Annotated in this window: 16 protein-coding genes; 6 read left to right on the top strand and 10 right to left on the bottom strand. The window is 59.9% G+C overall.

Translation table 11 applies throughout. The features are described 5' to 3' along the window. The first annotated feature begins 15 nt into the window (after positions 1-15). The 6 genes from infB to ACS5Q8_RS24675 all read left to right on the top strand — a co-directional run bounded on the left by infB (position 16) and on the right by ACS5Q8_RS24675 (position 7,644). Positions 16-2,541, top strand: a complete 2,526-nt coding sequence (gene infB / locus ACS5Q8_RS24700; protein ID WP_276194927.1) for a translation initiation factor IF-2 — start codon at positions 16-18, stop codon at positions 2,539-2,541. A gap of 159 nt (positions 2,542-2,700) precedes the next feature. Continuing rightward, positions 2,701-3,096 (top strand): 30S ribosome-binding factor RbfA, encoded by a 396-nt coding sequence (rbfA, locus tag ACS5Q8_RS24695; RefSeq protein WP_247395694.1) that lies wholly within the window; start codon positions 2,701-2,703, stop codon positions 3,094-3,096. Between the two features lie 3 nt (positions 3,097-3,099). Beyond that, entirely contained in the window at positions 3,100-4,017 is a 918-nt protein-coding gene (truB, locus tag ACS5Q8_RS24690; protein WP_247395695.1) for a tRNA pseudouridine(55) synthase TruB, read from the top strand. Between the two features lie 159 nt (positions 4,018-4,176). Next, entirely contained in the window at positions 4,177-4,446 is a 270-nt protein-coding gene (gene rpsO / locus ACS5Q8_RS24685; protein ID WP_003176135.1) for a 30S ribosomal protein S15, read from the top strand. 195 nt (positions 4,447-4,641) lie between these two features. After that, entirely contained in the window at positions 4,642-6,747 is a 2,106-nt protein-coding gene (pnp, locus tag ACS5Q8_RS24680) for a polyribonucleotide nucleotidyltransferase (RefSeq protein ID WP_247395696.1), read from the top strand. Between the two features lie 294 nt (positions 6,748-7,041). Continuing rightward, the gene (locus ACS5Q8_RS24675) at positions 7,042-7,644 is read left to right on the top strand and encodes a BON domain-containing protein (RefSeq protein WP_247395697.1); all 603 of its coding nucleotides are present in this window, start codon (positions 7,042-7,044) and stop codon (positions 7,642-7,644) included. Positions 7,645-7,818: 174 nt separating this feature from the next. Here ACS5Q8_RS24675 and ACS5Q8_RS24670 read toward each other — a convergent pair whose 3' ends face one another. The 10 genes from ACS5Q8_RS24670 to ACS5Q8_RS24625 all read right to left on the bottom strand — a co-directional run bounded on the left by ACS5Q8_RS24670 (position 7,819) and on the right by ACS5Q8_RS24625 (position 22,643). Continuing rightward, on the bottom strand, positions 7,819-10,752 hold the full coding sequence (locus ACS5Q8_RS24670) for a DUF748 domain-containing protein (protein WP_276194926.1): 2,934 nt from the start codon (positions 10,750-10,752) through the stop codon (positions 7,819-7,821). Between the two features lie 88 nt (positions 10,753-10,840). Continuing rightward, positions 10,841-11,857 carry a class I SAM-dependent rRNA methyltransferase gene (locus ACS5Q8_RS24665; RefSeq protein ID WP_276194925.1) on the bottom strand — a complete coding sequence of 339 codons (1,017 nt, stop codon included), beginning with the start codon at positions 11,855-11,857 and terminating at the stop codon, positions 10,841-10,843. A 57-nt stretch (positions 11,858-11,914) separates the two neighbouring features. Further along, positions 11,915-12,784 (bottom strand): oxygenase MpaB family protein, encoded by an 870-nt coding sequence (locus ACS5Q8_RS24660; RefSeq protein WP_276194924.1) that lies wholly within the window; start codon positions 12,782-12,784, stop codon positions 11,915-11,917. Positions 12,785-12,800: 16 nt separating this feature from the next. Then, entirely contained in the window at positions 12,801-14,738 is a 1,938-nt protein-coding gene (gene acs, locus ACS5Q8_RS24655; RefSeq protein ID WP_465159531.1) for an acetate--CoA ligase, read from the bottom strand. 105 nt (positions 14,739-14,843) lie between these two features. Beyond that, a complete protein-coding gene (gene pgi / locus ACS5Q8_RS24650) occupies positions 14,844-16,508 on the bottom strand; it encodes a glucose-6-phosphate isomerase (protein ID WP_276194922.1) in 1,665 nt (554 codons plus the stop codon). Positions 16,509-16,708: 200 nt separating this feature from the next. After that, on the bottom strand, positions 16,709-17,560 hold the full coding sequence (panC, locus tag ACS5Q8_RS24645; RefSeq protein ID WP_465159530.1) for a pantoate--beta-alanine ligase: 852 nt from the start codon (positions 17,558-17,560) through the stop codon (positions 16,709-16,711). Next, complete coding sequence (gene panB / locus ACS5Q8_RS24640) at positions 17,557-18,357, bottom strand: 3-methyl-2-oxobutanoate hydroxymethyltransferase (RefSeq protein ID WP_276194920.1); 801 nt, start codon at positions 18,355-18,357, stop codon at positions 17,557-17,559. Before panB ends, panC begins: the two co-directional genes overlap by 4 nt. A 251-nt stretch (positions 18,358-18,608) precedes the next feature. Continuing rightward, a complete protein-coding gene (gene folK / locus ACS5Q8_RS24635) occupies positions 18,609-19,094 on the bottom strand; it encodes a 2-amino-4-hydroxy-6-hydroxymethyldihydropteridine diphosphokinase (protein ID WP_443695080.1) in 486 nt (161 codons plus the stop codon). A gap of 2 nt (positions 19,095-19,096) precedes the next feature. Beyond that, on the bottom strand, positions 19,097-20,506 hold the full coding sequence (locus ACS5Q8_RS24630; protein ID WP_276194918.1) for a polynucleotide adenylyltransferase PcnB: 1,410 nt from the start codon (positions 20,504-20,506) through the stop codon (positions 19,097-19,099). A gap of 697 nt (positions 20,507-21,203) precedes the next feature. Further along, the gene (locus ACS5Q8_RS24625; protein WP_276194917.1) at positions 21,204-22,643 is read right to left on the bottom strand and encodes a sigma-54-dependent transcriptional regulator; all 1,440 of its coding nucleotides are present in this window, start codon (positions 22,641-22,643) and stop codon (positions 21,204-21,206) included. Positions 22,644-22,648 lie beyond the last annotated feature (5 nt).

Below are 22,648 nucleotides of genomic sequence, written 5' to 3'. Positions count from 1 at the left end.
TGAGGAGAGAAGTGCATGACGCAAGTCACGGTGAAACAACTGGCCGATGAGGTCAAAACACCGGTAGAGCGCCTGTTGCAGCAGATGCGTGAGGCAGGTCTGCCGCACACCGCCGCCGATGAAGGTGTGAGCGATAGTGAGAAGCAGTCTTTGCTGACTCACTTGAAGAGCAGCCACAAGGCGAAAGTGGAAGAACCGCGCAAGATTACATTGCAGCGCAAAACCACCAGCACCCTGCGTGTTGCTGGTAGCAAGAGCATCAGCGTTGAAGTACGCAAGAAGAAAGTCTTCGTACAGCGCAGCCCGGAAGAAATCGAAGCCGAGCGCAAACGCGATCTGGAAGAACGCCGCTCAGTAGATAATGCTGCTCGTCAGAAGGCTGAAGAAGAAACCAAGCGTCGCGCCGAAGAAGAAGCGCGTCGCCAGCCTACTGCTGCGCAACCTGCTGGTACTGAAGCGGTCGCGGCTCCTGCTGCGCCTGTAGAAGCTGTGCGTGAGGCCACTCCGGTTGCCGCTGCACCAGCACCTGCTGCTGACGCCCGCAAGCGTGACGAACCTCGTCGTCCGGACAAACCACGTGCCGACGATAATAGTCGTCGCGGTGGCGGCGGTGATGGCGAGCGCAAAAACGCTCCGCATCGCGCCTCGGTCAAAGAGAAAGCGCCTGCTCCACGCGTTGCGCCACGTACTACCGACGAAGAAAGCGATAGCTTTCGTCGTGGTGGTCGCGGCAAGGCCAAGCTGAAAAAACGCAACGCCCACGGTTTCCAGAGCCCAACCGGCCCTGTCGTGCGTGATGTGCAGATCGGCGAGACCATCACAGTTGGCGATCTCGCCAATCAGATGTCGGTCAAGGCTGCAGAAATCATCAAGTTCATGTTCAAACTGGGTACTCCCGCGACCATCAACCAGGTGCTTGATCAGGAAACTGCTCAACTGGTAGCCGAAGAACTGGGCCACAAAGTGACCCTGGTCAGCGACACCGCCCTGGAAGATTCCCTGGCCGAGTCCCTGAAGTTTGAAGGTGAGACGTTCTCCCGTGCGCCAGTTGTGACCGTAATGGGCCACGTTGACCATGGTAAGACATCGCTGCTCGACTACATCCGTCGTGCCAAGGTAGCTGCAGGCGAAGCCGGCGGTATCACCCAGCACATCGGCGCGTACCACGTTGAAACCGATCGCGGCATGGTCACCTTCCTCGACACCCCAGGTCACGCCGCGTTTACCGCAATGCGTGCCCGTGGTGCCAAGGCGACTGACATCGTGATCCTGGTGGTTGCAGCGGACGACGGCGTAATGCCGCAGACCATTGAAGCTGTCCAGCACGCCAAGGCCGCTGGTGTTCCACTGGTTGTGGCAGTGAACAAAATCGACAAGCCGGGCGCCGATCTCGATCGCATCCGTAGCGAACTGTCGGTTCACGGCGTGACGTCTGAAGAGTGGGGCGGTGATACGCCGTTCGTTTCGGTTTCGGCGAAAGTCGGTACTGGCGTGGACGAGCTGCTCGAAGCGGTCTTGCTGCAAGCTGAAGTACTCGAACTGAAAGCAACGCCATCGGCCCCAGGTCGCGGTGTTGTGGTTGAGTCGCGTCTCGACAAAGGTCGTGGCCCGGTTGCAACCGTTCTGGTTCAAGACGGCACCCTGCGTCAAGGCGACATGGTGCTGGTCGGTTCGAACTACGGCCGTGTACGTGCCATGCTCGACGAGAACGGCAAGCAAATCAAGGAAGCGGGTCCTTCCATCCCTGTCGAGATCCTCGGCCTGGACGGTACCCCGGACGCTGGCGACGAGATGAGCGTGCTGTCGGACGAGAAGAAAGCCCGTGAAGTGGCTCTGTTCCGTCAAGGCAAGTTCCGCGAAGTCAAACTGGCTCGCGCTCACGCCGGCAAGCTGGAAAACATCTTCGAGAACATGGGCCAGGCAGAGAAGAAGACGCTCAACATCGTCCTCAAATCTGACGTTCGTGGTTCCCTCGAAGCGTTGAACGGCGCCTTGAACGGCCTGGGTAACGACGAAGTGCAAGTGCGTGTCGTCGGTGGCGGTGTCGGTGGTATCACCGAGTCCGACGCTAACCTGGCACTGGCTTCCAACGCTGTACTGTTCGGCTTCAACGTGCGTGCCGATGCTGGCGCTCGCAAGATCGTCGAGCAGGAAGGCCTGGACATGCGTTACTACAACGTCATCTACGACATCATCGAAGACGTCAAGAAAGCCCTTACCGGCATGCTTGGCAGCGACGTTCGGGAGAATATCCTGGGTATCGCCGAGGTGCGTGACGTGTTCCGCTCGCCGAAATTCGGCGCGATCGCCGGTTGCATGGTTATCGAAGGTGTTGTGCACCGTAACCGTCCAATCCGTGTACTGCGTGAAGACATCGTTATCTTCGAAGGCGAGCTGGAATCCCTGCGCCGCTTCAAGGATGACGCTTCCGAAGTACGTGCCGGCATGGAATGCGGTATCGGCGTCAAGAGCTACAACGACGTCAAGCCTGGCGACAAGATCGAAGTTTACGAGAAGGTTCAGGTTGCTCGCAGCCTCTAACTCGCGCACTTCAGGAGCCACGCCGCGTGTGGGCATGCAAATGCCCCGCTCAACGTTCGGACTCTAAACGCAACGCCCGGTCTGGCTTTTGTCAGGCCGGGCGTTTGCCGCTTTCAGACCCCACGGGTTTCACCGTGTGGCAGTAACAGGTAACAAGACATGGCAAAAGAATACAGCCGTACCCAGCGTATCGGCGATCAGATGCAGCGCGAGCTGGCCCAACTGATCCGTCGCGAAGTCAAAGACCCCCGTGTTGGCCTGGTCACCATCACCGCCGTTGACGTGAGCCGTGACGTGGGTCACGCCAAAATCTTCATCACCGTGATGGGTGAGGACAGCAGCGAAGAAATTGCGCAAAGCATCAAGGTGCTCAACTCGGCCGCAGGTTTCCTGCGCATGCAGTTGGCCCGCGAAATGAAGCTGCGCAGCGTGCCTCAGTTGCACTTCCACTACGACGAAAGCGTCGTGCGTGGTGCGCACCTGTCGGCACTGATCGAGCGCGCCGTGGCTGAGGATAATCAGCACCCGTCCACACCTGAAGACGCCAAGGAGTAAGCGGTGGCTCAGGTCAAACGTATCCGTCGCAACGTCAGCGGCATCATTCTGCTCGATAAACCCATTGGCTTTACCTCCAATGCGGCGTTGCAGAAAGTCCGTTGGCTGCTCAATGCCGAGAAGGCCGGGCACACCGGCAGCCTCGACCCGCTGGCCACCGGCGTGTTGCCGTTGTGCTTTGGCGAGGCCACCAAGTTCTCGCAATACCTGCTCGATTCCGACAAGGGTTACGAAACCCTGATGCAACTGGGCAAGACCACCACCACGGCCGATGCCGAAGGTGATGTTTTGCAGGTTCGTGACGTGACCGTTGGTCGTGCTGATATCGAGGCTGCTTTGCCCGCTTTTCGTGGGAAAATCAGCCAGATACCGCCGATGTACTCGGCGCTCAAGCGGGATGGGCAGCCACTTTACAAGCTGGCACGTGCGGGCGAAGTAGTGGAGCGCGAACCGCGTTCTGTTACTATTGCGCGCTTGGAATTGCTCGCCTGTGAAGGCGACACCGCACGCCTGGCCGTGGACTGTAGCAAAGGCACCTATATCCGTACCCTGGTGGAAGATATTGGTGAAACGCTCGGTTGCGGCGCGTATGTTGCACAACTGCGACGCACCCAGGCCGGCCCTTTCAGTCTGGCGCAGACGGTTACGCTGGAAGAGCTGGAAGCGGTACACGCCGAAGGCGGCAATGAAGCGGTTGATCGCTTTCTGATGCCATCGGACAGCGGTTTACTCGATTGGCCATTGCTGCACTTTTCGGAGCACAGCGCGTTCTACTGGCTCAACGGCCAGCCGGTACGTGCCCCGGACGCCCCGAAATTCGGCATGGTGCGGGTACAGGATCATAACGGTCGCTTTATCGGTATCGGTGAAGTGAGCGAAGACGGGCGCATCGCGCCACGTCGACTGATTCGGTCAGAATGACCGGAACCTGTTTGTGGTAAAAGCGCAGTAGCTTTTACGCAAACTGGAACGAGGGTGGCTGTTAGCAGGCACGGTCACTACTCATTTTTAGATACAGGGATTTGTCCCTGGCCTGTTGAAACTGCCCTTTGGGTGGTTTCCTGAAAAAAGGATTGCCTCATGGCTCTCGACGTTCAAGAAAAAGCACAAATCGTAGCTGACTATCAGCAAGCTGTTGGTGACACTGGTTCGCCAGAAGTGCAAGTTGCACTGCTGACTCACAACATCAACAAGCTGCAAGGTCACTTCAAGGCCAACGGTAAAGATCACCACTCCCGTCGTGGTCTGATCCGCATGGTAAACCAGCGCCGCAAGCTGCTGGACTACCTGAAAGGCAAGGATCTGGGTCGTTATCAGGCTCTGATCGGTCGCCTGGGTCTGCGTCGCTAATAAGCGATTGCGCTAGAGGTTGGTTGTTTGTCGTGTGTCAGTGGGATTCCCGCTGGCCCATGGCAGGCTTCCAGCCTCAAGTTTTATCTGGATACACGTTTTACCCCTGGACAAGGGTTGGGCCGATTCCCGACATTGCCCAAGAATTTCGCAAGAAGACAAGTTCCCCAAGAGCCACAAAGAAGGTAGGACACCGTGAACCCGGTTATCAAAAAATTTCAGTTCGGTCAGTCGACCGTTACCCTCGAGACAGGCCGTATCGCCCGTCAAGCCTCCGGCGCAGTGCTGGTTACCGTTGACGACGACGTTACCGTACTGGTGACCGTTGTTGGCGCCAAGCACGCGGACCCAAGCAAGGGCTTCTTCCCTCTGTCCGTTCACTACCAGGAAAAGACTTACGCTGCCGGTAAGATCCCTGGCGGTTTCTTCAAGCGCGAAGGCCGTCCTTCCGAGAAAGAAACCCTGACTTCCCGACTGATCGACCGTCCGATCCGTCCGCTGTTCCCAGAAGGCTTCATGAACGAAGTGCAGGTTGTCTGCACCGTCGTTTCCACCAGCAAAAAGACCGATCCGGACATCGCTGCGATGATCGGTACCTCGGCTGCCCTGGCCATCTCTGGTATTCCTTTCGATGGCCCGATCGGCGCCGCGCGCGTTGCTTTCCACGAAAGCACCGGCTACCTGCTGAACCCGACTTACGAGCAGCAAAAAGCCTCGAGCCTGGACATGGTCGTTGCCGGTACCTCGGAAGCCGTATTGATGGTTGAATCGGAAGCCAAAGAGCTGACCGAAGACCAGATGCTGGGCGCTGTACTGTTTGCTCACGACGAGTTCCAGGTTGTGATCAACGCTGTTAAAGAACTCGCTGCCGAAGCTGCCAAGCCAACTTGGGCGTGGGCTCCACAAGCCGAAGCGACTGAACTGCTGGGCGCTATCCGCTCCGAATTCGGCGAAGCGATCTCCCAGGCCTACACCATCACCGTCAAGGCCGACCGTTACGCTCGCCTGGGCGAGTTGAAGGATCAGGTTGTGGCCAAGCTGTCCGGTGAAGAAGGCCAGCCTTCTTCCAGCGACGTCAAAGCGGCTTTCGGTGAAATCGAATACCGCACCGTTCGCGAAAACATCGTGAACGGCAAGCCACGTATCGACGGTCGCGACACTCGCACCGTGCGTCCGCTGAACATCGAAGTCGGCGTTCTGCCGAAGACTCACGGTTCGGCGCTGTTCACCCGTGGTGAAACCCAGGCTCTGGTAGTCGCGACGCTGGGTACTGCCCGTGACGCACAACTGCTGGACACCCTGGAAGGCGAGAAAAAAGACCCGTTCATGCTGCACTACAACTTCCCTCCGTTCTCGGTGGGCGAGTGTGGTCGCATGGGTGGTGCTGGTCGTCGTGAAATCGGTCATGGCCGTCTGGCCCGTCGTTCGATTGCGGCCATGCTGCCTGCCGCAGACGTGTTCCCGTACACCATCCGTGTTGTGTCGGAAATCACCGAGTCCAACGGTTCCAGCTCCATGGCTTCGGTCTGCGGTGCTTCCCTGGCACTGATGGACGCCGGTGTGCCAATGAAGGCACCGGTTGCCGGTATCGCCATGGGCCTGGTTAAAGAAGGCGAGAAGTTCGCCATCCTGACCGACATCCTGGGCGACGAAGATCACCTGGGCGACATGGACTTCAAGGTAGCCGGTACCGCCAAAGGTGTGACCGCGCTGCAGATGGACATCAAGATCAAGGGCATCACCGAAGAGATCATGGAAATCGCTCTGGGCCAAGCCCTGGAAGCGCGCCTGAACATCCTCGGTCAGATGAACCAGATCATTGGTCAGTCCCGTACCGAGCTGTCGGAAAATGCTCCGACCATGATCGCGATGAAAATCGACACCGACAAAATCCGTGATGTTATCGGTAAAGGCGGCGCGACTATTCGTGCGATCTGTGAAGAAACCAAGGCTTCGATCGACATCGAAGACGACGGCTCGATCAAGATCTTCGGCGAAACCAAGGAAGCTGCAGAAGCTGCGCGTCAGCGCGTTCTGGGCATCACTGCCGAAGCCGAGATTGGCAAGATCTACGTCGGTAAAGTTGAGCGCATCGTCGATTTCGGCGCATTCGTCAACATCCTGCCAGGCAAAGACGGTCTGGTTCACATCTCCATGCTGAGCGACGCTCGTGTTGAGAAAGTGACCGACATTCTAAAAGAAGGCCAGGAAGTGGAAGTGCTGGTACTGGACGTGGACAACCGCGGCCGCATCAAGCTGTCCATCAAAGACGTGGCAGCAGCCAAGGCTTCGGGCGTTTAAATACCCGCAGGCTTCACGCTGAAAAAGGACTCTTCGGAGTCCTTTTTTTATGCGCGCAGGAAAATGCCGAAAAATCAGGCGCTTAATCACATCCAAAAACCGCAACTTGCATGCAGGCACGATCCGCTTCATGCAAATTGCACGAATGCGAAAACTGGCTAAATTCTTAACGTGTTGTTTTTAAAGGTTTTATTTTTATGATTCGACTTGGCACAGTGCCTGCAATATTCCTGTTAACGCTGCAGCATCAAGGTACACACACTGCAGACTTTTAATAAAACAGGAGTTACTCGTATGAAGAAGTTCGCTCTCGCTACCGCAACTGCTACCGCTTTGACCCTGGCCATGGCCAACGTTGCCTTCGCTCAAACCTCTCAGGCGCCTATGACACTGGCTGCTGGCGAAATGACCAAAGCCAAAGAGTCCACCTCGGACACTTGGATCACCACCAAAGTCAAAGCTGACCTGCTGACCGAAAAGGGCATCCCAGGTTCGGACATCAAGGTTGAGACCAACAAAGGTGTGGTTTCCCTGTCTTCGACCGTTGCCATCTCCGACTCGCAGAAAGCCACCGCCGTAGCCATCACCAAGCGTATCAAGGGTGTCACTGCGGTGTCCGCTGACGGCTTGCTGGCTGGCGGTGCGGTAAAAGCTGACAACATCGACAAATCCAAGGAAGCCACTTCGGACACTTGGATCACCACCAAAGTGAAGGCTGACTTGGTCACCGAGAAAGGTATTCCTGGTACCGACATCAAAGTCGAAACCAACAAGGGTGTAGTTTCCCTGTCTTCTTCCGTCGCAGTGACTGAAGCGCAGAAAACTACTGCGGTGAACATCACCAAGAAAATCAAAGGCGTGAAAGCTGTATCGGCCGATGGCCTGAAAGCAGAGTAACGCCCAACCTATCGTCTGAACTAGGCGTCGGCGGCAACGAGTGAGTTAGATATCCACTCAATGCACCTCACGGGTTCATGCGACCGACCATAGGGATGTGGTCATTACAGGCCCCGGCACATGTGTCGGGGCCTGTTCTATTCTGCATTTCGTCGGTGTATGACGATTGGGGGGTTACTCAGCGTCCAGATGCATCGGCGTTATCACCCGGCCATCCTTCTCGGCCTGGCCAAGTTTGGCATCGATGAAGTACACCCGATCATCTTCCAACTGCCCTTTGTCCACGAGGTAGTCCTTGATGGTGCTCGCGCGGTCCTGACCGAGCTGGCGCAGCAGCACGTCGCTGCCACTCCAGAACGTGATCACGCCGTCCTTCAGTTTGGCCGTGCGCTCATCGTCGCTCAGGTTTTTCCATTCCGCCGGTGGTTGTTGCTTCAGGCGGGTGCGGTAGATACCCTCGAGCAACGGGGCTTTTTCCTTTTCCGGTACTTGCAGCAAGGAAGCCTGGGCCGGAACCTTGTCCCCACGGCGCTGCAGCATCTTGTAGTAGTTGTACTGGTATTCACGCTCCAGGCGCTGCTCTGCCAGGAACTTGCCGTCACTGTCGGCAGCCGCGGTGCCTTCGATTTCCAGGCGCAGGGTCGGGCGCTCCTTGAGGGCGTTGGCCAGGGTGTTCAGGGCGCCCTCGGCGTCTTTGTTCAGTTCGCTGGAGCCTGCTGCGAACGAGACATTGCCGAGGTCTTCCGAACCGCCGCCGGTCACCAGCCCACCGATAAACTTGAAGGGCGCCGTTGCTGCGCGCACCACCAGGTTGCGCAATGTCTGCCACACGATCGGCATCACGCTGAATTGCGGGTTATTCAAGTCGCCGCTGACGGGCAGCTCAATCGAGATCTTGCCGTCAGAGTCCTTGAGCAGAGCGATCGCGAGGCGAATCGGCAGGTCTACCGCATCGGCACTGTCGACCTTCTCACCCAGTTGCAGTTGCTCGACCACCACTTTGTTCTCGGCCTTCAACTGGCCTTTGATGATCACATAATGCAGGTCGAGGTTAAGGCGGCCCTTGCGAATACGGAAACCGGCGAATTTACCCGAGTAGGGCGTCAGGGTTGTCAGTTCGACACGTTTGAAGCTGGTGGCGATATCCAGCGCCGCCATCGGATCGAACGGGTTCACGCTGCCTTTGATGGTGACCGGTGCATAGCGATCCACTTTGCCCTTGATGTCGACACTGGCCGGTTTGGCCTGGCGGCTGTCAATGGTGCCGATCTGCCCGTTGAGCTGTTGAATCGCGGTGGCGAAGTTGGGCGTGAGGCTGAAGTCGGCGAAGTTCGCCGAACCGTCGTTGATCGCAATCTGCCCGATATGAATGCCCAGAGGTTTTTCGTTACTGGCAGCCGCCTTGGCCGCCGGCTTGGCGCCGCTGTTGGCGGGCTGTGGGATCAGTAGGTCGTCGACGTTGGTGGTGCGATCATCGTTGATCATGAAGCGCACGTAGGGCTGCAGCAGGTTGACCTTGTCGATCGACAGGCTGTTGCCATGCTGATAGTTCACGCCTTCCAACACCAGGCGCTGCCATTTTAGGAAGTCGCGGGTCTTGAGTGTGTCGAGGGTGTGCAACTGATCGACCTGCGCCCGGCCGGTGATCTGCAGGGCCAGAGGATCGGTGCTTTTCAGGTTCACGTCGAGGTTGCTGCCGAGCATGCCGCTACGCAGCTCCAGGCGTATGAACGGGCTGATATAGGATTGCGCGACCCGCAGGTCGATATCCTGGGTGTTCACTTTCAGCTTGGCGCTGACCGGGCTGAGGTTGACCTCGCCGGTTGCCTGGATCTTGCCTTGCTTGCCCAGGCCGGTGTCGACCTTGAGGGTAAAGGGGTTGCCGTTGAGGCTGTCGAAGTTCTGCACATCGACGTTCAGCGGGCCCAGTTCCAGAGCAACGGCGGGTTTGGCCTGGCGGTCGGCCAGGTGGACCTGATAGTTACGCAGTTGCACATCCTTGAGCAGGACTTGCCACGGTTTGCTGGGCGCTGCGACAGCGGGTTTTGGCGAGTCGGCAGCCGCTGGTGCGCTGGCCGGTTCCGGCGCCTTGGCCGGCTTGCTCGGCTGGCTGGCGAACAGTTTCTGCCAGTCCAGTTGCCCATCGGCCTCGCGGGCGGCCCAGGTTTCCAGCTTGTTGCTGCGGATCTTGCCGACCACCACCTGCTGCTTGGCCAGGTCGATCGTGGTTTCGCTGACGTCCAGGCGCTCCAGGCGCACCAGCGGCCGGCCATCCGGCGCCTTGATGGCGAATGGCGCGATGCTGGCGGCGGTGTTGGTCAGGTTCAGCTCGGTCTCTTTGGCCAGGCTGAACGTGTAGTCCGTGCTGAAGTTGAGCACACCGTTTTCGAGCACCAACGGCAGTGCGTCACGCACATAGGGCCACCAGGCTTTCATCTTGCCGTCGGTGATTTTCAGGGTGCCTTTGGAGGTGATCGGCACCAGGCTGACGTTACCTTTCCAGTCGATCTGCCCACCTTCCGGGCCGGCGGCGACCAGGGTCATGTTGGCATTGTCTTCCGGCAGGGTGCTGAGGTTCTTCAGCTCGAAGTCGAGTTTGTCGTAGAGGAACTCGATCGGCTCGCTGGGGCGCAGATCCTGGAAATGCACATAGCCGCCCGCCAGCTTGATCCGCTCGATACGCAGCGGGAACGGCTTGGCGTTGGGGTCTGTCGGGGTCGCTTCGCTGGGCGGCAGTTTGAACAACTGCGCCAGGTTCAACTGGCCGGACTTGTCGAACAGCAACTCGGTCTTGGGTTTGTCGAGTTGCACATCGGCCAGGTGCAGGGCGCGGGTCCACAGGCTGTCGAGCTGCAGGTTGGCGTACAGCCGCTCGAAACCCACTTGTTCCTTGCCGGGTTCGCCGATTTTAAGGCCCCACAGCGTCAGTTCCAGACTGAACGGGTTGAGCTCGATACGCTCGATGCGCGCCGGCACCGTAGCGTAGTTGGCCAACTGTTGGTTGGCTATGCGAAGGGCAATGCCGGGCAAAATCAAAAAGCCCAGCAAGCTGTACAGGGCAACAACAGTCAACAAGGCGCCAGTGGCGCGGATCAATCCTTTGGGCATGGGGCGGCGCCATCTATGTTGAACAGGAGTGCCTTGGAGTATGGCACGGGTTTTCGGTTCCGAAGAGCCAGCTCCTTTCAGAAAATTCCTATAACTGCAGGATCAGAGTCTTCAGCGGTGGTTGCTGGTCTTGCGACGGAAAGTCGGCGCCAGGTGGCATGACTTGCCAGTCGCGTACCGGACGCCCGGCTTTCTCGGCGCAACGTAGAACCTGCTCACGCCAGTCGTCCATGCTCACTTTTGCCAGGTTATTGCAGCAGATCAGCACGCCGTCATCGGCGGTTGCCAGCAGCGCCGGCTTGAGCAGGCTTTGATAGTCGCGTAACAGGTCGACGGTGCCAAAGGCGCTCTTGGCCCAAGCCGGCGGGTCAAGTAGCACCAGGTCATATTGACGCGGTTCCAGGCGGGGATAGCTCGGCAGTTTCTGCCCGCGCCGCTGGGTGATCGGCAGGCCGGCCAGTTGGCGAATCGCCGGGAAATAATCGGACTGCACGAACGTCATGCTTACCAGCTGCGGGTTGAGCAAGCCGTTTTCGCGCCCGACCGCCAGGTTGCCTTCGGCAAAATCCAGGTTGCACACTTCACGGGCACCGCCGGCGGCAGCGCTCAGGCCCACGCCACAGGTGTAGGCAAACAGGTTCAGCACGCTTTTGCCGGCACTGTGTGCCTTGACCCAGCCGCGAGTGTTGCGCAGGTCGAGGAACAGCAACGGGTCTTGCCCGGCATGGCGGCCACGCACGCGGTAATTGAGGCCCCATTCGTGGCCGACCAGATCCTGCAGCGCCTCGGGTGTGGCGCGGTAGACCGTGTCTTCGCGGTCGATCCGCGAGTTGCCACGGGAACGATCGTTGTACACCAGCAGCAATTCCAGGCCCATGTACTGGTTGATCAGTTGATGCAGCTCCAGCAGGTCGGTGGTTTCCAGCGCCTGGTGGAAGCTCTGCACCAGCAATTGCGGGCCATAGCGGTCGATGGTCAGGCCACCTGCACCTTCCTGGCTACCATGGAACAGCCGGTAGCAGTCGGTGCCGTGGGCATGCAGCTCGCTGATCAGGTCTTGGCGATGATCGAGGGCGGCGCGCAGCGCCTGGTTCAGGGGAGACATGGAGCGCGCCTTGCTGGGTAAATGTGGGCGCGGAGTTTAGCAGCTATGCAGCGCCGCCTACATCAACCCCATCCGCCGATGTGCGCGCTGCACCGAGCCATTGCGCATCGCCCAACGCAGCAACGGTGCGCTGCGCTTGACCCCGGCACGCACCAACTGGCGTTGCAACAGGCTTGGGTGTTGCCCCAGCATCGCGCCCGCCCAGTCCGGCAGCAGGTCGATCCCGGCCTGCATCATCAGGGCGCCAAAGGGTTTTGCCAGCGTGCTGGGAGCCGGCGCATCGAGCAGCAGGCGCAGCACTTCGCGGCTGCGCTCGTCGCACAACAATTGCGGACGAATACACGCCAGATAATCCGCAATTTCCTCGCGTGAGCGTGGCACATTCCGTGCGCCCAGGCGTTCGGCGACCAGCGCGATTTCGTCGTAGTAACGATCCTGGTCGCGCCCCGACAGCTGTGGGTTGCGATAACGCAGGTGAGCGGCGAGGAAGCTGCTGACCTCCGCCACATGCACCCAGGTCAGCAGCTCCGGGTCGCTGGCCGCGTAGGGGCGGCCGTCCGGCGCATGCCCGACGACCTGGAGGTGAACGGTGCGCACTTTTTCGATCAGCCATTCGGCGTCTTTGCGCGAGCCGAAGGTGGTGCCGGAGATGAACTGCGAAGTGCGGCGCAGGCGCCCGAGCAGGTCCTGGCGAAAATTCGAATGGTCCCACACGCCGGCCAGCGCCAAGGGGTGCAAGGCTTGCAGCATCAAGGCGCTGATGCCGCCGATGAGCATGCTGCTGAAGTCGCCATGCACTTGCCAACTGACCGAGTCCGGGCCGAACAGGCCGGGGTCGCCCTTGGGGTTTTCCAGGTCCAACTGGCCCAGCGACAAGCCGGTGAGGCTCATCAACTGGGTTTCGATACGGCTGCGGATAAATTCCATGGCGACGCGCGGGTTCCTATCGGTTCAGGCGTTTATTGATCAGGCCGGCGACCACGCTGGGGTCGGCCAGGGTGGAGGTATCCCCGAGGCTGTCCAACTCGTTGCAGGCGATCTTGCGCAAAATGCGTCGCATGATCTTACCCGAGCGGGTTTTCGGCAAGGCCGGGGCCCATTGGATCAGTTCCGGTTTGGCAAAGCTGCCGATTTCCTTGCTGACCAGTTCGAGCAGGTGTTTTTTCAGCGTATCGCTGGGTTCCACGCCATTCATCGGCGTGACGAACGCATAGATGGCCTGGCCTTTGATGTCATGGGGATACCCCACCACCGCAGCTTCGGCCACCCAGTCATGTAACACCAGGGCACTTTCCACCTCGGCGGTGCCAATACGGTGGCCGGAGACGTTGATCACATCGTCAATGCGCCCGGTGATCCAGTAATCGCCGTCTTCATCGCGCCGCGCGCCATCGCCGGTAAAGTAATAACCGGGGTAGGGTTTGAAGTACGTATCGATCATGCGTTGCGGGTCGCCATAGACACTGCGGATCTGCCCCGGCCAGCTGGATTTGATCGCCAGCACGCCGCTGCCGGGGCCGTTGATTTCCTTGCCGTGTTCATCGAGCAGCACCGGCAGTACGCCGAACATCGGTTGGGTCGCGCAGCCGGGCTTGATGCGCTGGGCACTGACCAGCGGGCTGAGCATGATGCCGCCGGTTTCGGTCTGCCACCAGGTATCGACAATCGGGCAGCGTTGTTCGCCGACGGCGTTGAAGTACCAGTCCCAGGCTTCCGGGTTGATCGGCTCGCCGACGCTGCCCAGCAGGCGCAGGCTGGCACGTGAGGTGTTTTCCAGCGGGGCGTGACCCTCGCGCATCAACGCGCGCAGGGCCGTGGGCGCGGTGTAGAAGATATTGACTTGGTGCTTGTCGATGACCTGCCAGAAGCGCGAGCTGCTCGGGTAGACGGGCAGGCCTTCGAATATCAGCGACGTGGCGCCGTTAGCCAGCGGGCCGTACACGATGTAGCTATGGCCGGTGACCCAGCCCACATCGGCGGTACACCAGAACACTTCGCCATCGCGGTAGTCGAGCACGTATTTGAAGGTCATCGCGGCTTGCAGCAGGTAGCCGCCGGTGGTGTGCAGCACGCCCTTGGGTTTGCCGGTGCTGCCGGAGGTGTAGAGGATAAACAGCGGGTCTTCGGCGTCCATCGGCTCGGGCGGGCAGTCGTCGCTGGCGGCATCCACGGCCTGTTGATAGTTGAGGTCGCGGCCGTCGCTCCAGTTCACGGCCGCCCCGGTACGCGCCACCACCAGTACGGTGCTGACGTTCGGGCAACTGGCCAGGGCCTTGTCGACATTTTGTTTCAACGCCACCGGCTTGCCGCCGCGCACGCCTTCATCGGCGGTGATCACCGTGCGGCAGTCGGCGTCGAGAATGCGGTCGCGCAGGGCGTCGGGTGAGAAACCACCAAACACCACTGAATGCACTGCCCCAATCCGCGTACAGGCGAGCATGGCGTAGGCCGCTTGAGGAATCATCGGCATGTAGATACACACCCGGTCGCCCTTTTTCACGCCACGGTTTTTCAGCACATTGGCCAGGCGGCTGACGTTTTGGTGCAGTTGGCGGTAGGTGATGGTGGAAGACGTGGTCGGATCATCGCCCTCCCAGATGAAGGCTGGCTGATCGGCGCGTTGCGCCAGGTGACGGTCGATGCAGTTGTAGCTGACGTTCAATTGGCCGCCGGCAAACCATTGGGTGGCGCCGGTCTTGATGTCCGAGGTATTGACGGTGTGCCAGGGGGTTATCCAATCGAGAAAGCGCTTGGCCTGTTCAGCCCAAAACGTGTCCGGCTGTTCGATGGATTGGCGATAGAGGCGCTGGTAGTCCTCTTGACTCAGTTGCGCAGCCCGGCGAACGGCATCGGCGATGGGAAACGTGCTGATATCGAACATGAGCGATCCTTATTCTTGTTTTTGCGACAAGTCATCAAGATGCACCCAGTAGGGGGAGGGTTCAAGGCCGACGTCCAAATGGACGTCGGCCCTGTGTGACCGACGTCAGCCGCGGTGACGACCGCGGAAGTAGTTGATCAGGCCCTGGGTCGACGCATCGTCGGCCGGGGTTTCTTCGGCGCCGGTCAGGCGGTTGTAAACGCCTTTGCCCAGCTCCTTGCCCAGCTCCACGCCCCATTGGTCGAAGGCGTTGATGCCCCAGATCACGCTTTGCACGAACACTTTGTGCTCATACATGGCGACCAGTGCGCCCAGGCGCCGCGGGCTGATGCGCTCGACCACCAGGGTGTTGCTCGGACGGTTGCCCGGGATCACCTTGTGCGGGGCCAGCTTTTGCACTTCGGCTTCCGGCAGGCCCTTGTCGCGCAGTTCGGCTTCGGCTTCGCTGCGGGTCTTGCCGAGCATCAGTGCCTGGCTCTGGGACAGGCAATTGGCGTACAGCCACTGATGGTGGTCGGACACCGGGTTGAAGCTGACGATCGGCACGATAAAGTCAGCCGGGATCAGTTGGGTGCCCTGGTGCAGCAACTGGTGGTACGCGTGCTGACCGTTGCAGCCCACGCCGCCCCAGATCACCGGACCGGTATCGGTGGACACTGGCGTACCGTCCTGGCGCACGCTCTTGCCGTTGGATTCCATGTCCAGCTGTTGCAAGTGTTTGGTGATGTTACGCAGGTAGTGGTCGTAGGGCAGGATCGCATGGCTCTGCGCGCCCCAGAAGTTGCCGTACCACACACCCAGCAGGCCAAGCAGCACCGGCATGTTCTGTTCGAACGGCGTGTTCTGGAAATGCTGGTCCATGGTGTAGGCCCCGGACAGCAGCTCCTTGAAGTTCGACATGCCGATGGCCAGGGCGATTGGCAAACCGATAGCCGACCACAGCGAGTAACGGCCGCCGACCCAGTCCCACATCGGGAAGATGTTTTCTTCGCGAATACCGAAGGCCACGGCGGCCGCGTTGTTGCTCGATACGGCGATGAAGTGGCGATACAGCTCGGCTTCCGAGCCACCCTGGGCCAGGTACCAGGCGCGGGCGGCCTGGGCGTTTTTCAGGGTTTCGAGGGTGTTGAAGGATTTCGACGAGACGATGAATAGCGTGGTCTCGGCGCGCAGTTTCATGGTCAGTTCGTGGAACTCACTGCCGTCGATATTCGCCAGGTAGTGGCAGCGCACGCCTTTGTGGGCGTAGGACAGCAGCGCTTCGGAGACCAGCTCCGGGCCGAGGAACGAGCCACCGATGCCGATGTTCACCACGTCGGTGATCGGCTTCTCGCTGTAGCCACGCCACAGGCCGTCGTGGATGCGGCCCACGAGGTCGGTGATCTGGTTCAGCACCTTGTGTACGTCCGGCATGATGTTCACGCCGTTGACCGACAACTTGTCGCCCACCGGGCGGCGCAGGGCGGTGTGCAGGGCAGGGCGCCCCTCGGAGGAGTTCACCGGTTCGCCGGCATACAGCGCGTCGATCGCGGCTTTAAGGTCGACTTCCTTGGCCAGGCCCACGAGCAGGTCGCGGGTTTCGCTGGTGATCAGGTTTTTCGAGTAATCGAGGAAGAGCCCGCAGCTGCTCAAGGTGAATTGGGAAAAACGCTGAGGATTGGCATTGAACGCGTCGCGCATGCTGAAATCCTGCATGGCTTGGCGATGTTGATTGAGCGCTTGCCAGGCCGGCAGAGCGGTAACGTCATGAGGGGTGCGGTAGTACGCCATCGCTGCGGGTTTCCTTTTATTACGGGGACTGCCTTTAGGACACTTCAAAGCCCGAAACATCCAGTGTTTCATCAAACAATGGGTTCCAGACAGCGCTAACCATAGCGCTGGGCGAATACATTAAACCTAGCGTGTCGATATGTCTTGGCTTTGTCTGCGCTGTGGCCGGTACTTTTTTATACCGGCGCATCAGGCTGGGGTCAGTCGAGGTTCAGGTGCAGGTTATCGATGAGGCGTGTCGCCCCCAGGTAGGCCGCAACCAGGATAACTACGTCGCGATCCTCGGGCGTGGCTGGACGCAGGTGGACGCCTTGGCGCACTTCGAGGTAATCCAGGCGCATCCCGGCGGCCTCGATCTGCTGGACCTGCTCGGCACGCAGTTTGGCGAAGTCGCGGTCACCGTGTTTGATGGCGGCGGCCATCTGACTCAGGCTGCGGTACAGCACCGGCGCGATCGCCCGCTGCTCGGCGGTGAGGTAACCGTTGCGTGATGACAGCGCGAGGCCGTCATCGGCGCGGACGGTCGGTTCACCGATGATCTGGATCGGCATGTTCAGGTCATGGACCATGGCGCGAATCACGGCCAGTTGCTGGTAGTCCTTCTGGCCAAATACGGCCATGTCCGGCTGGACCATGTTGAACAACTTATTGACCACAGTGGCCACGCCTTCAAAGTGCCCGGGACGGCTGGCGCCGCACAGGCCTTCGGACAATTGCGGCACGCTGACGCGGGTCTGGCCGGTCATGCCGCCGGGGTATATTTCCTCGACGGTCGGCGCGAACAACAGGTTGCAGCCGGCTTGCAGGAGCTTTTCCTGGTCGGCGGCGAGGGTGCGCGGGTAGGTGTCCAGGTCTTCGCCGACGCCAAACTGCAGCGGGTTGACGAAGATGCTCGCCACCACGAAGTCCGCCTGCTGGGCAGCCTTGGCCACCAGGGTCGCGTGGCCGCTGTGCAGGTTGCCCATGGTGGGCACAAAGCCTATGCGTTTGCCGGCGTTGCGGGCATGGGCGACGGCAGCCCGCAGTTCGCGGACGGTTTTTACGGTGTTCATGCAGAGAATCCGTGTTCGGCGCCAGGGAAGGTCACGCCTTTGACTTCGGCAACGTATGCGCTCAACGCGGCGTGGATGCTGTCTTGGCCGGTCATGAAGTTCTTCACGAACTTCGGCACGCGGCCGGTCATCGACAGGCCGAGCATGTCGTGCAACACCAGGACCTGGCCGTCGGTGGCCGACCCGGCCCCAATGCCGATTACGGGCACTTTAACCGCATGGGTGATTTCTGCGGCCAGTTCGCTGGGCACGCATTCGAGCACGATCATCGCCGCGCCGGCTTGTTCCAGGGCAATGGCATCGGCACGCATCTGGCGCGCCTGGGCTTCATTGCGGCCTTGGACCTTATAGCCGCCGAGGAGATTCACGGACTGCGGCGTCAGGCCCATGTGCGCACACACCGGCACGCCACGTTCAGCCAGCAGGCGGATCGACTCGGCGAGCCAGACGGCGCCTTCCAGCTTGACCATGTGCGCCCCGGCCTGCATCAGTTTGCCGGCGTTCTGGAAGGTTTGTTCGAGGGTGGCGTAACCCATGAATGGCAGGTCGGCGATGATAAACGCGCCGTCGTTACCGCGCTTGACGCTAGCGGTATGGTAGGCGAGTTCATCCGTGGTGACGGGCAGGGTGCTGTCATTCCCTTGAAGAACCATGCCCAGGGAGTCGCCCACCAGTAGCACCTCGACACCGGCTTGGCAGCAGGCGTGGGCGAAGGTGGCGTCATAGCAGGTCAGCATGGTGATTTTTTCACCTTTGAGCTTGAGACTCTGCAAGGTGGTCAGGGTAACGTCTGGCATGAAAAGGGTCCTCGTTCAGGCGCTTGGAAACAGCGAGTAACGCGCGTGAGTCTTCGTTTATACAGGCGCACTTTCTTGATAGCAGTGCTTATAAGGCCTGGATTGCGCCCTTTAGCGCCGGTTGGCGGCAGCGGGACGCCTATAGTCGTGAGGAGGGCACGGGAAGTCAATTGCATGTGTTACCGCATTGTTACGGCGGTGGTGTTACCGCTGTAACTGATGCGATTCAGCAGGGTGGGGCAGGCAGCGAGTCAGGCAGTAGCGATGCGTTCCAGGCCGACAAACGGGCAGGCTGCCAGCAGGTCGCTGAGGCGCTGGCCATCGGGCAATTGCAGGGTGGCTGGCGCCAGTTCGGCCAGCGGGTACAGCACGAAGGCGCGCAGGTGCATCTGGTAGTGCGGCACTTGCAGGCGGGGTTCGTCGATCAGGCGGTCGCCGTACAGCAGGATATCCAGGTCGAGCGTGCGTGGGCCCCAACGCTCAAGGCGTTCGCGGCCTTGGTCGTTCTCGATGGCTTGCAGCGCATCGAGCAGTTCCAGCGGCGCCAGGCTGCTGTCCAGGGCCGCAACCGCATTGGTGTAGCGCGGTTGGCCGGGGAGCAGCGAGTCGCTTTGATAGAAGGCCGACACCCCCGCGACGGTAGTGTCCGGCAATTGCGCCAACGCTTCGATAGCGCTGCGCAATTGTTGATCCGGGGCCGCCAGGTTGCTGCCCATGCCGATGTAGATGCGTTCCACGTTTATTCGCCTGCGGCGCCCGAGGCATCGCCGGCGCTGCGCTTGCGTTTGCTGCCGCTGCGACGACGTTTTTTCGGGCCAACGCCTTCGCCGACGCCATCGCCTTTGCTGCCGAGCTCACGAATCATCTCGCGGCGCTCGCTGTCATTGGCGTCCTGGTAGTCGGTCCACCATTCGCCCAGGCCGTCGGTCTGCTCGCCGGCGCTTTCACGCAGCAGCAGGAAGTCGTAGCCGGCGCGGAAGCGCGGGTTGTCCAGCAACAGGTCGGCGCGCTTGCCGCTGCGACGCGGCAGGCGTTCCTGCATGTCCCAGATCTCGCGGATCGGTATGGTGAAGCGTTTCGGAATGGCGATGCGCTGGCACTGCTCGGCGATCAGCTCGTGAGCGGCTTCCTGCATGGCCGGGATCGGCGGCATGCCGCGATCCTGAAGGCGCAGTACGCGTTTCGGCAAGGCCGGCCACAACAAGGCGGCAAACAGGAACGCCGGGGTGACCGGTTTGTTCTGCTTGATGCGCAGGTCGGTGTTGATCAACGCTTCGCTGATCAGGGTGTGGGTATACGTCGGGTTGTATTCCAGTGCTTCGGCACTCGCCGGGAACAATGGATCGAACAACTGCAGGTCGACGAGCATTTCGAAGGTGTCGGCGGCGTAGCCCGAGAGAAACAGCTTGAGCACTTCTTCGAACAGGCGCGCCGAGGGGATTTCCCGCAGCATCGGCGCCAGTTCGCGAATCGGCGCAGCGGTGTGTCGCTCGATACCGAAGTTCAGCTTCGCAGCGAAACGCACCGCCCGCAGCATGCGTACCGGGTCTTCCTGGTAGCGCTGCGCCGGGTCTCCGATCAGGCGGATCAGGTTGTTGCGAATGTCGTGTACGCCGTTGGCGTAATCGAGGATGCGCTCACTGACCGGGTCGTAATACAGGGCGTTGATGGTGAAGTCGCGGCGCTGCGCGTCTTCTTCCAAGGTGCCGTAGACGTTGTCGCGCAGGATGCGTCCGCTTTCGTTTCGGGAAGACTGATTGGTGTCCTCTTCCTCATCGTTTTGCGGATGACCGGCGCGGAAGGTCGCGACCTCGATGATTTCGCGGCCAAAGTGAATATGCACCAGCTTGAAGCGGCGGCCGATGATTCGCGCATTGCGAAACTCGGCACGCACTTGCTCGGGCGTGGCGCTGGTGGCGACGTCGAAGTCCTTGGGCGTGATATTAAGCAACATGTCGCGTACACACCCGCCCACCAGATAAGCCTGGTAGCCGGCGTTCTGCAAGCGTTCGACGATGTTCACTGCATAACGGCTGAACTGAGCGCGTTGCAGCGAATGTTGGCTGCTGTTGAGCACTTCAGGCGTGCTGCGTTTGTGTTGCGTTCGACGCAAGGGGGAACGGAATGACTGGAACAACTTCTTCAGCATGGGATGCACTGTTTGAAGGAATGTTCGGCCATAACAAAGAATGACCGCATGATGGGCCGGGATTCTAGCATTTAGTCGGGGGATGGTGTAGGAACAAGCTGCAGGCCTTGCGCCATAAGCCTCAAAACGTTAAATACCGGAAACTACAAGGGGAGCCGAAGCTCCCCCAGAAGTAGTTGCGTGCTCTATTTTTATTATTGGTTTCGGGCTTCTTGTTTTTGTTGATCGCCCTCGCCATGAAGTGTGACCTTCATGGCACTCCCAATCGGGAGTCAAGAGCAAACGGATTGCTTTGGTTGCTGTGTTGCTGATCTACGATCCAACCAGTTCAGGCTCTGCCTTAGGGCAGTTTTTGTTGTTCTCTGCCTGGTTGCGGGGCAAGCCCCAAATGCAACGCCTCTCCAAAAGAATCAGTTAGCTGCGCCTCCGCCGTGTTGTTTTTATTGTGCGTGAGTCGATTCGTCTTATTTTTATTGTCTTGTACAAAGCTTGTTATTGTTTTTGTACTAAGCATATAGCAGGGTGCGTGCCAACTTTTGTGCCGACCAGCAAAAACGGGGGGTTGAGGGGTTTTTGGTTTTTTGGCGGCGAAAAAAAAGCCGGGGCTTCGTTACCGTAAGCCCCGGCTTTTGTTACGCGAAATATCCGCGGTAACAGTTTTTTCACATCGGCGGGTGTTACCTGTGGGGGCGCACCCTCAACTCTCGCTGGCCACTCCGGTCTTGCGTCGTGGAATGCCCAAGCGCTGGCGCCGTTCCCACAGGCACTTGCGGCTCACGCCCAGCTTGCGCGCCAGTTCGGTCTCGGTCATGTGGTCCTGGTGCTCCAGGACGAAATGCTGGAAGTAGTCTTCCAGTGACAAATCTTCCGTCGGTTCATGGCTGGTATTCCCGGCGGCGCCCTGTTGCGGGGCCAGGCCGAGGAAATCGTCGTCGTCCAGGTCGCTGAGTTCTATATCGATACCCAGCATTTCGGCGGAAATTTCCGGGCTCTCCGACAGAATCACCGCACGCTCGACCGCATTCTCCAACTCCCGCACGTTACCCGGCCACGAGTAGTGCCGAATCGCCTGCTCGGCGTCCGCCGCGAACCGCAGGTCGGTACGGTTGATGCGTGCGCTCTGGCGCAACAGGAACGCGTTGGCGATCTCGTTGACGTCGGCGCCCCGTTCACGCAGGGCCGGTAGCTTGAGCGCGATGACATGCAGGCGGTAGTACAAGTCTTCGCGGAACTGGCCAATCTTGGCCAGGCTCTTCAAATCACGGTGAGTGGCCGCGATCAGGCGCACATCAACCTTCTGCGATTGCACCGAACCTACGCGGCGGATTTCCCCTTCCTGCAGCACGCGCAGCAGACGCGCCTGGGCTTCCAGGGGCAACTCGCCGATTTCGTCGAGGAACAGCGTGCCGCCGTCCGCCGCTTCCACCAGGCCCGCGCGCCCGGCGCTGGCACCGGTAAACGCGCCTTTCTCGTGGCCGAACAATTCGGATTCGATCAGGGATTCAGGAATTGCCGCGCAGTTCACCGAGATCATCGGTGCCTTGGCGCGCTTGGACAGGTTGTGCAGGGCGCGGGCCACCAGTTCCTTACCGGTCCCCGATTCGCCTTGGATCAGCACATTCGAGTCCGTCGGCGCGACTTTGCGGATCTTGCTGTACAGGTCCTGCATCGGTGGGCAGGAACCGATGATGCCGATCTCGCCATTGCTGTTGTCGATGCCCGGCTTGTCGGCGCCGTTGGCAGCCTTGCCGGCGGTGCGCTGTTCGGTGGGAGCGCTGCTGGCCGACTGGCGGTCGCGCAGGATGCGGGCCACGGCCTGGAGCATCTCATCGTGGTCGAACGGCTTGGCGATGTAGTCCACCGCGCCCATCTTCATCGAGTCCACTGCCGAGCGCAGGCTGGCGTAGCTGGTCATGATCAGCACCGGGGTGCCCTGGCCGAGCTTGATCAACTCGGTGCCCGGCGCGCCCGGCAGGCGCAGGTCGCTAACAATCAGGTCGAACGTGGGAATGCTGAATCGCTCTTGGGCTTCCTGCACCGAGCCGGCTTCGCTGACCTGGTACTGATTACGTTCAAGCAGGCGACGCAAGGCAGAGCGGATAATGGTTTCGTCTTCGACGATCAAAATGTGCGGCATTGATT

This window comes from Pseudomonas sp. PAMC25584 (genome assembly GCF_058135675.1).
Note: the sequence above shows the minus strand (reverse complement) of the source record. Positions and strands in the feature narration are given on the sequence as shown.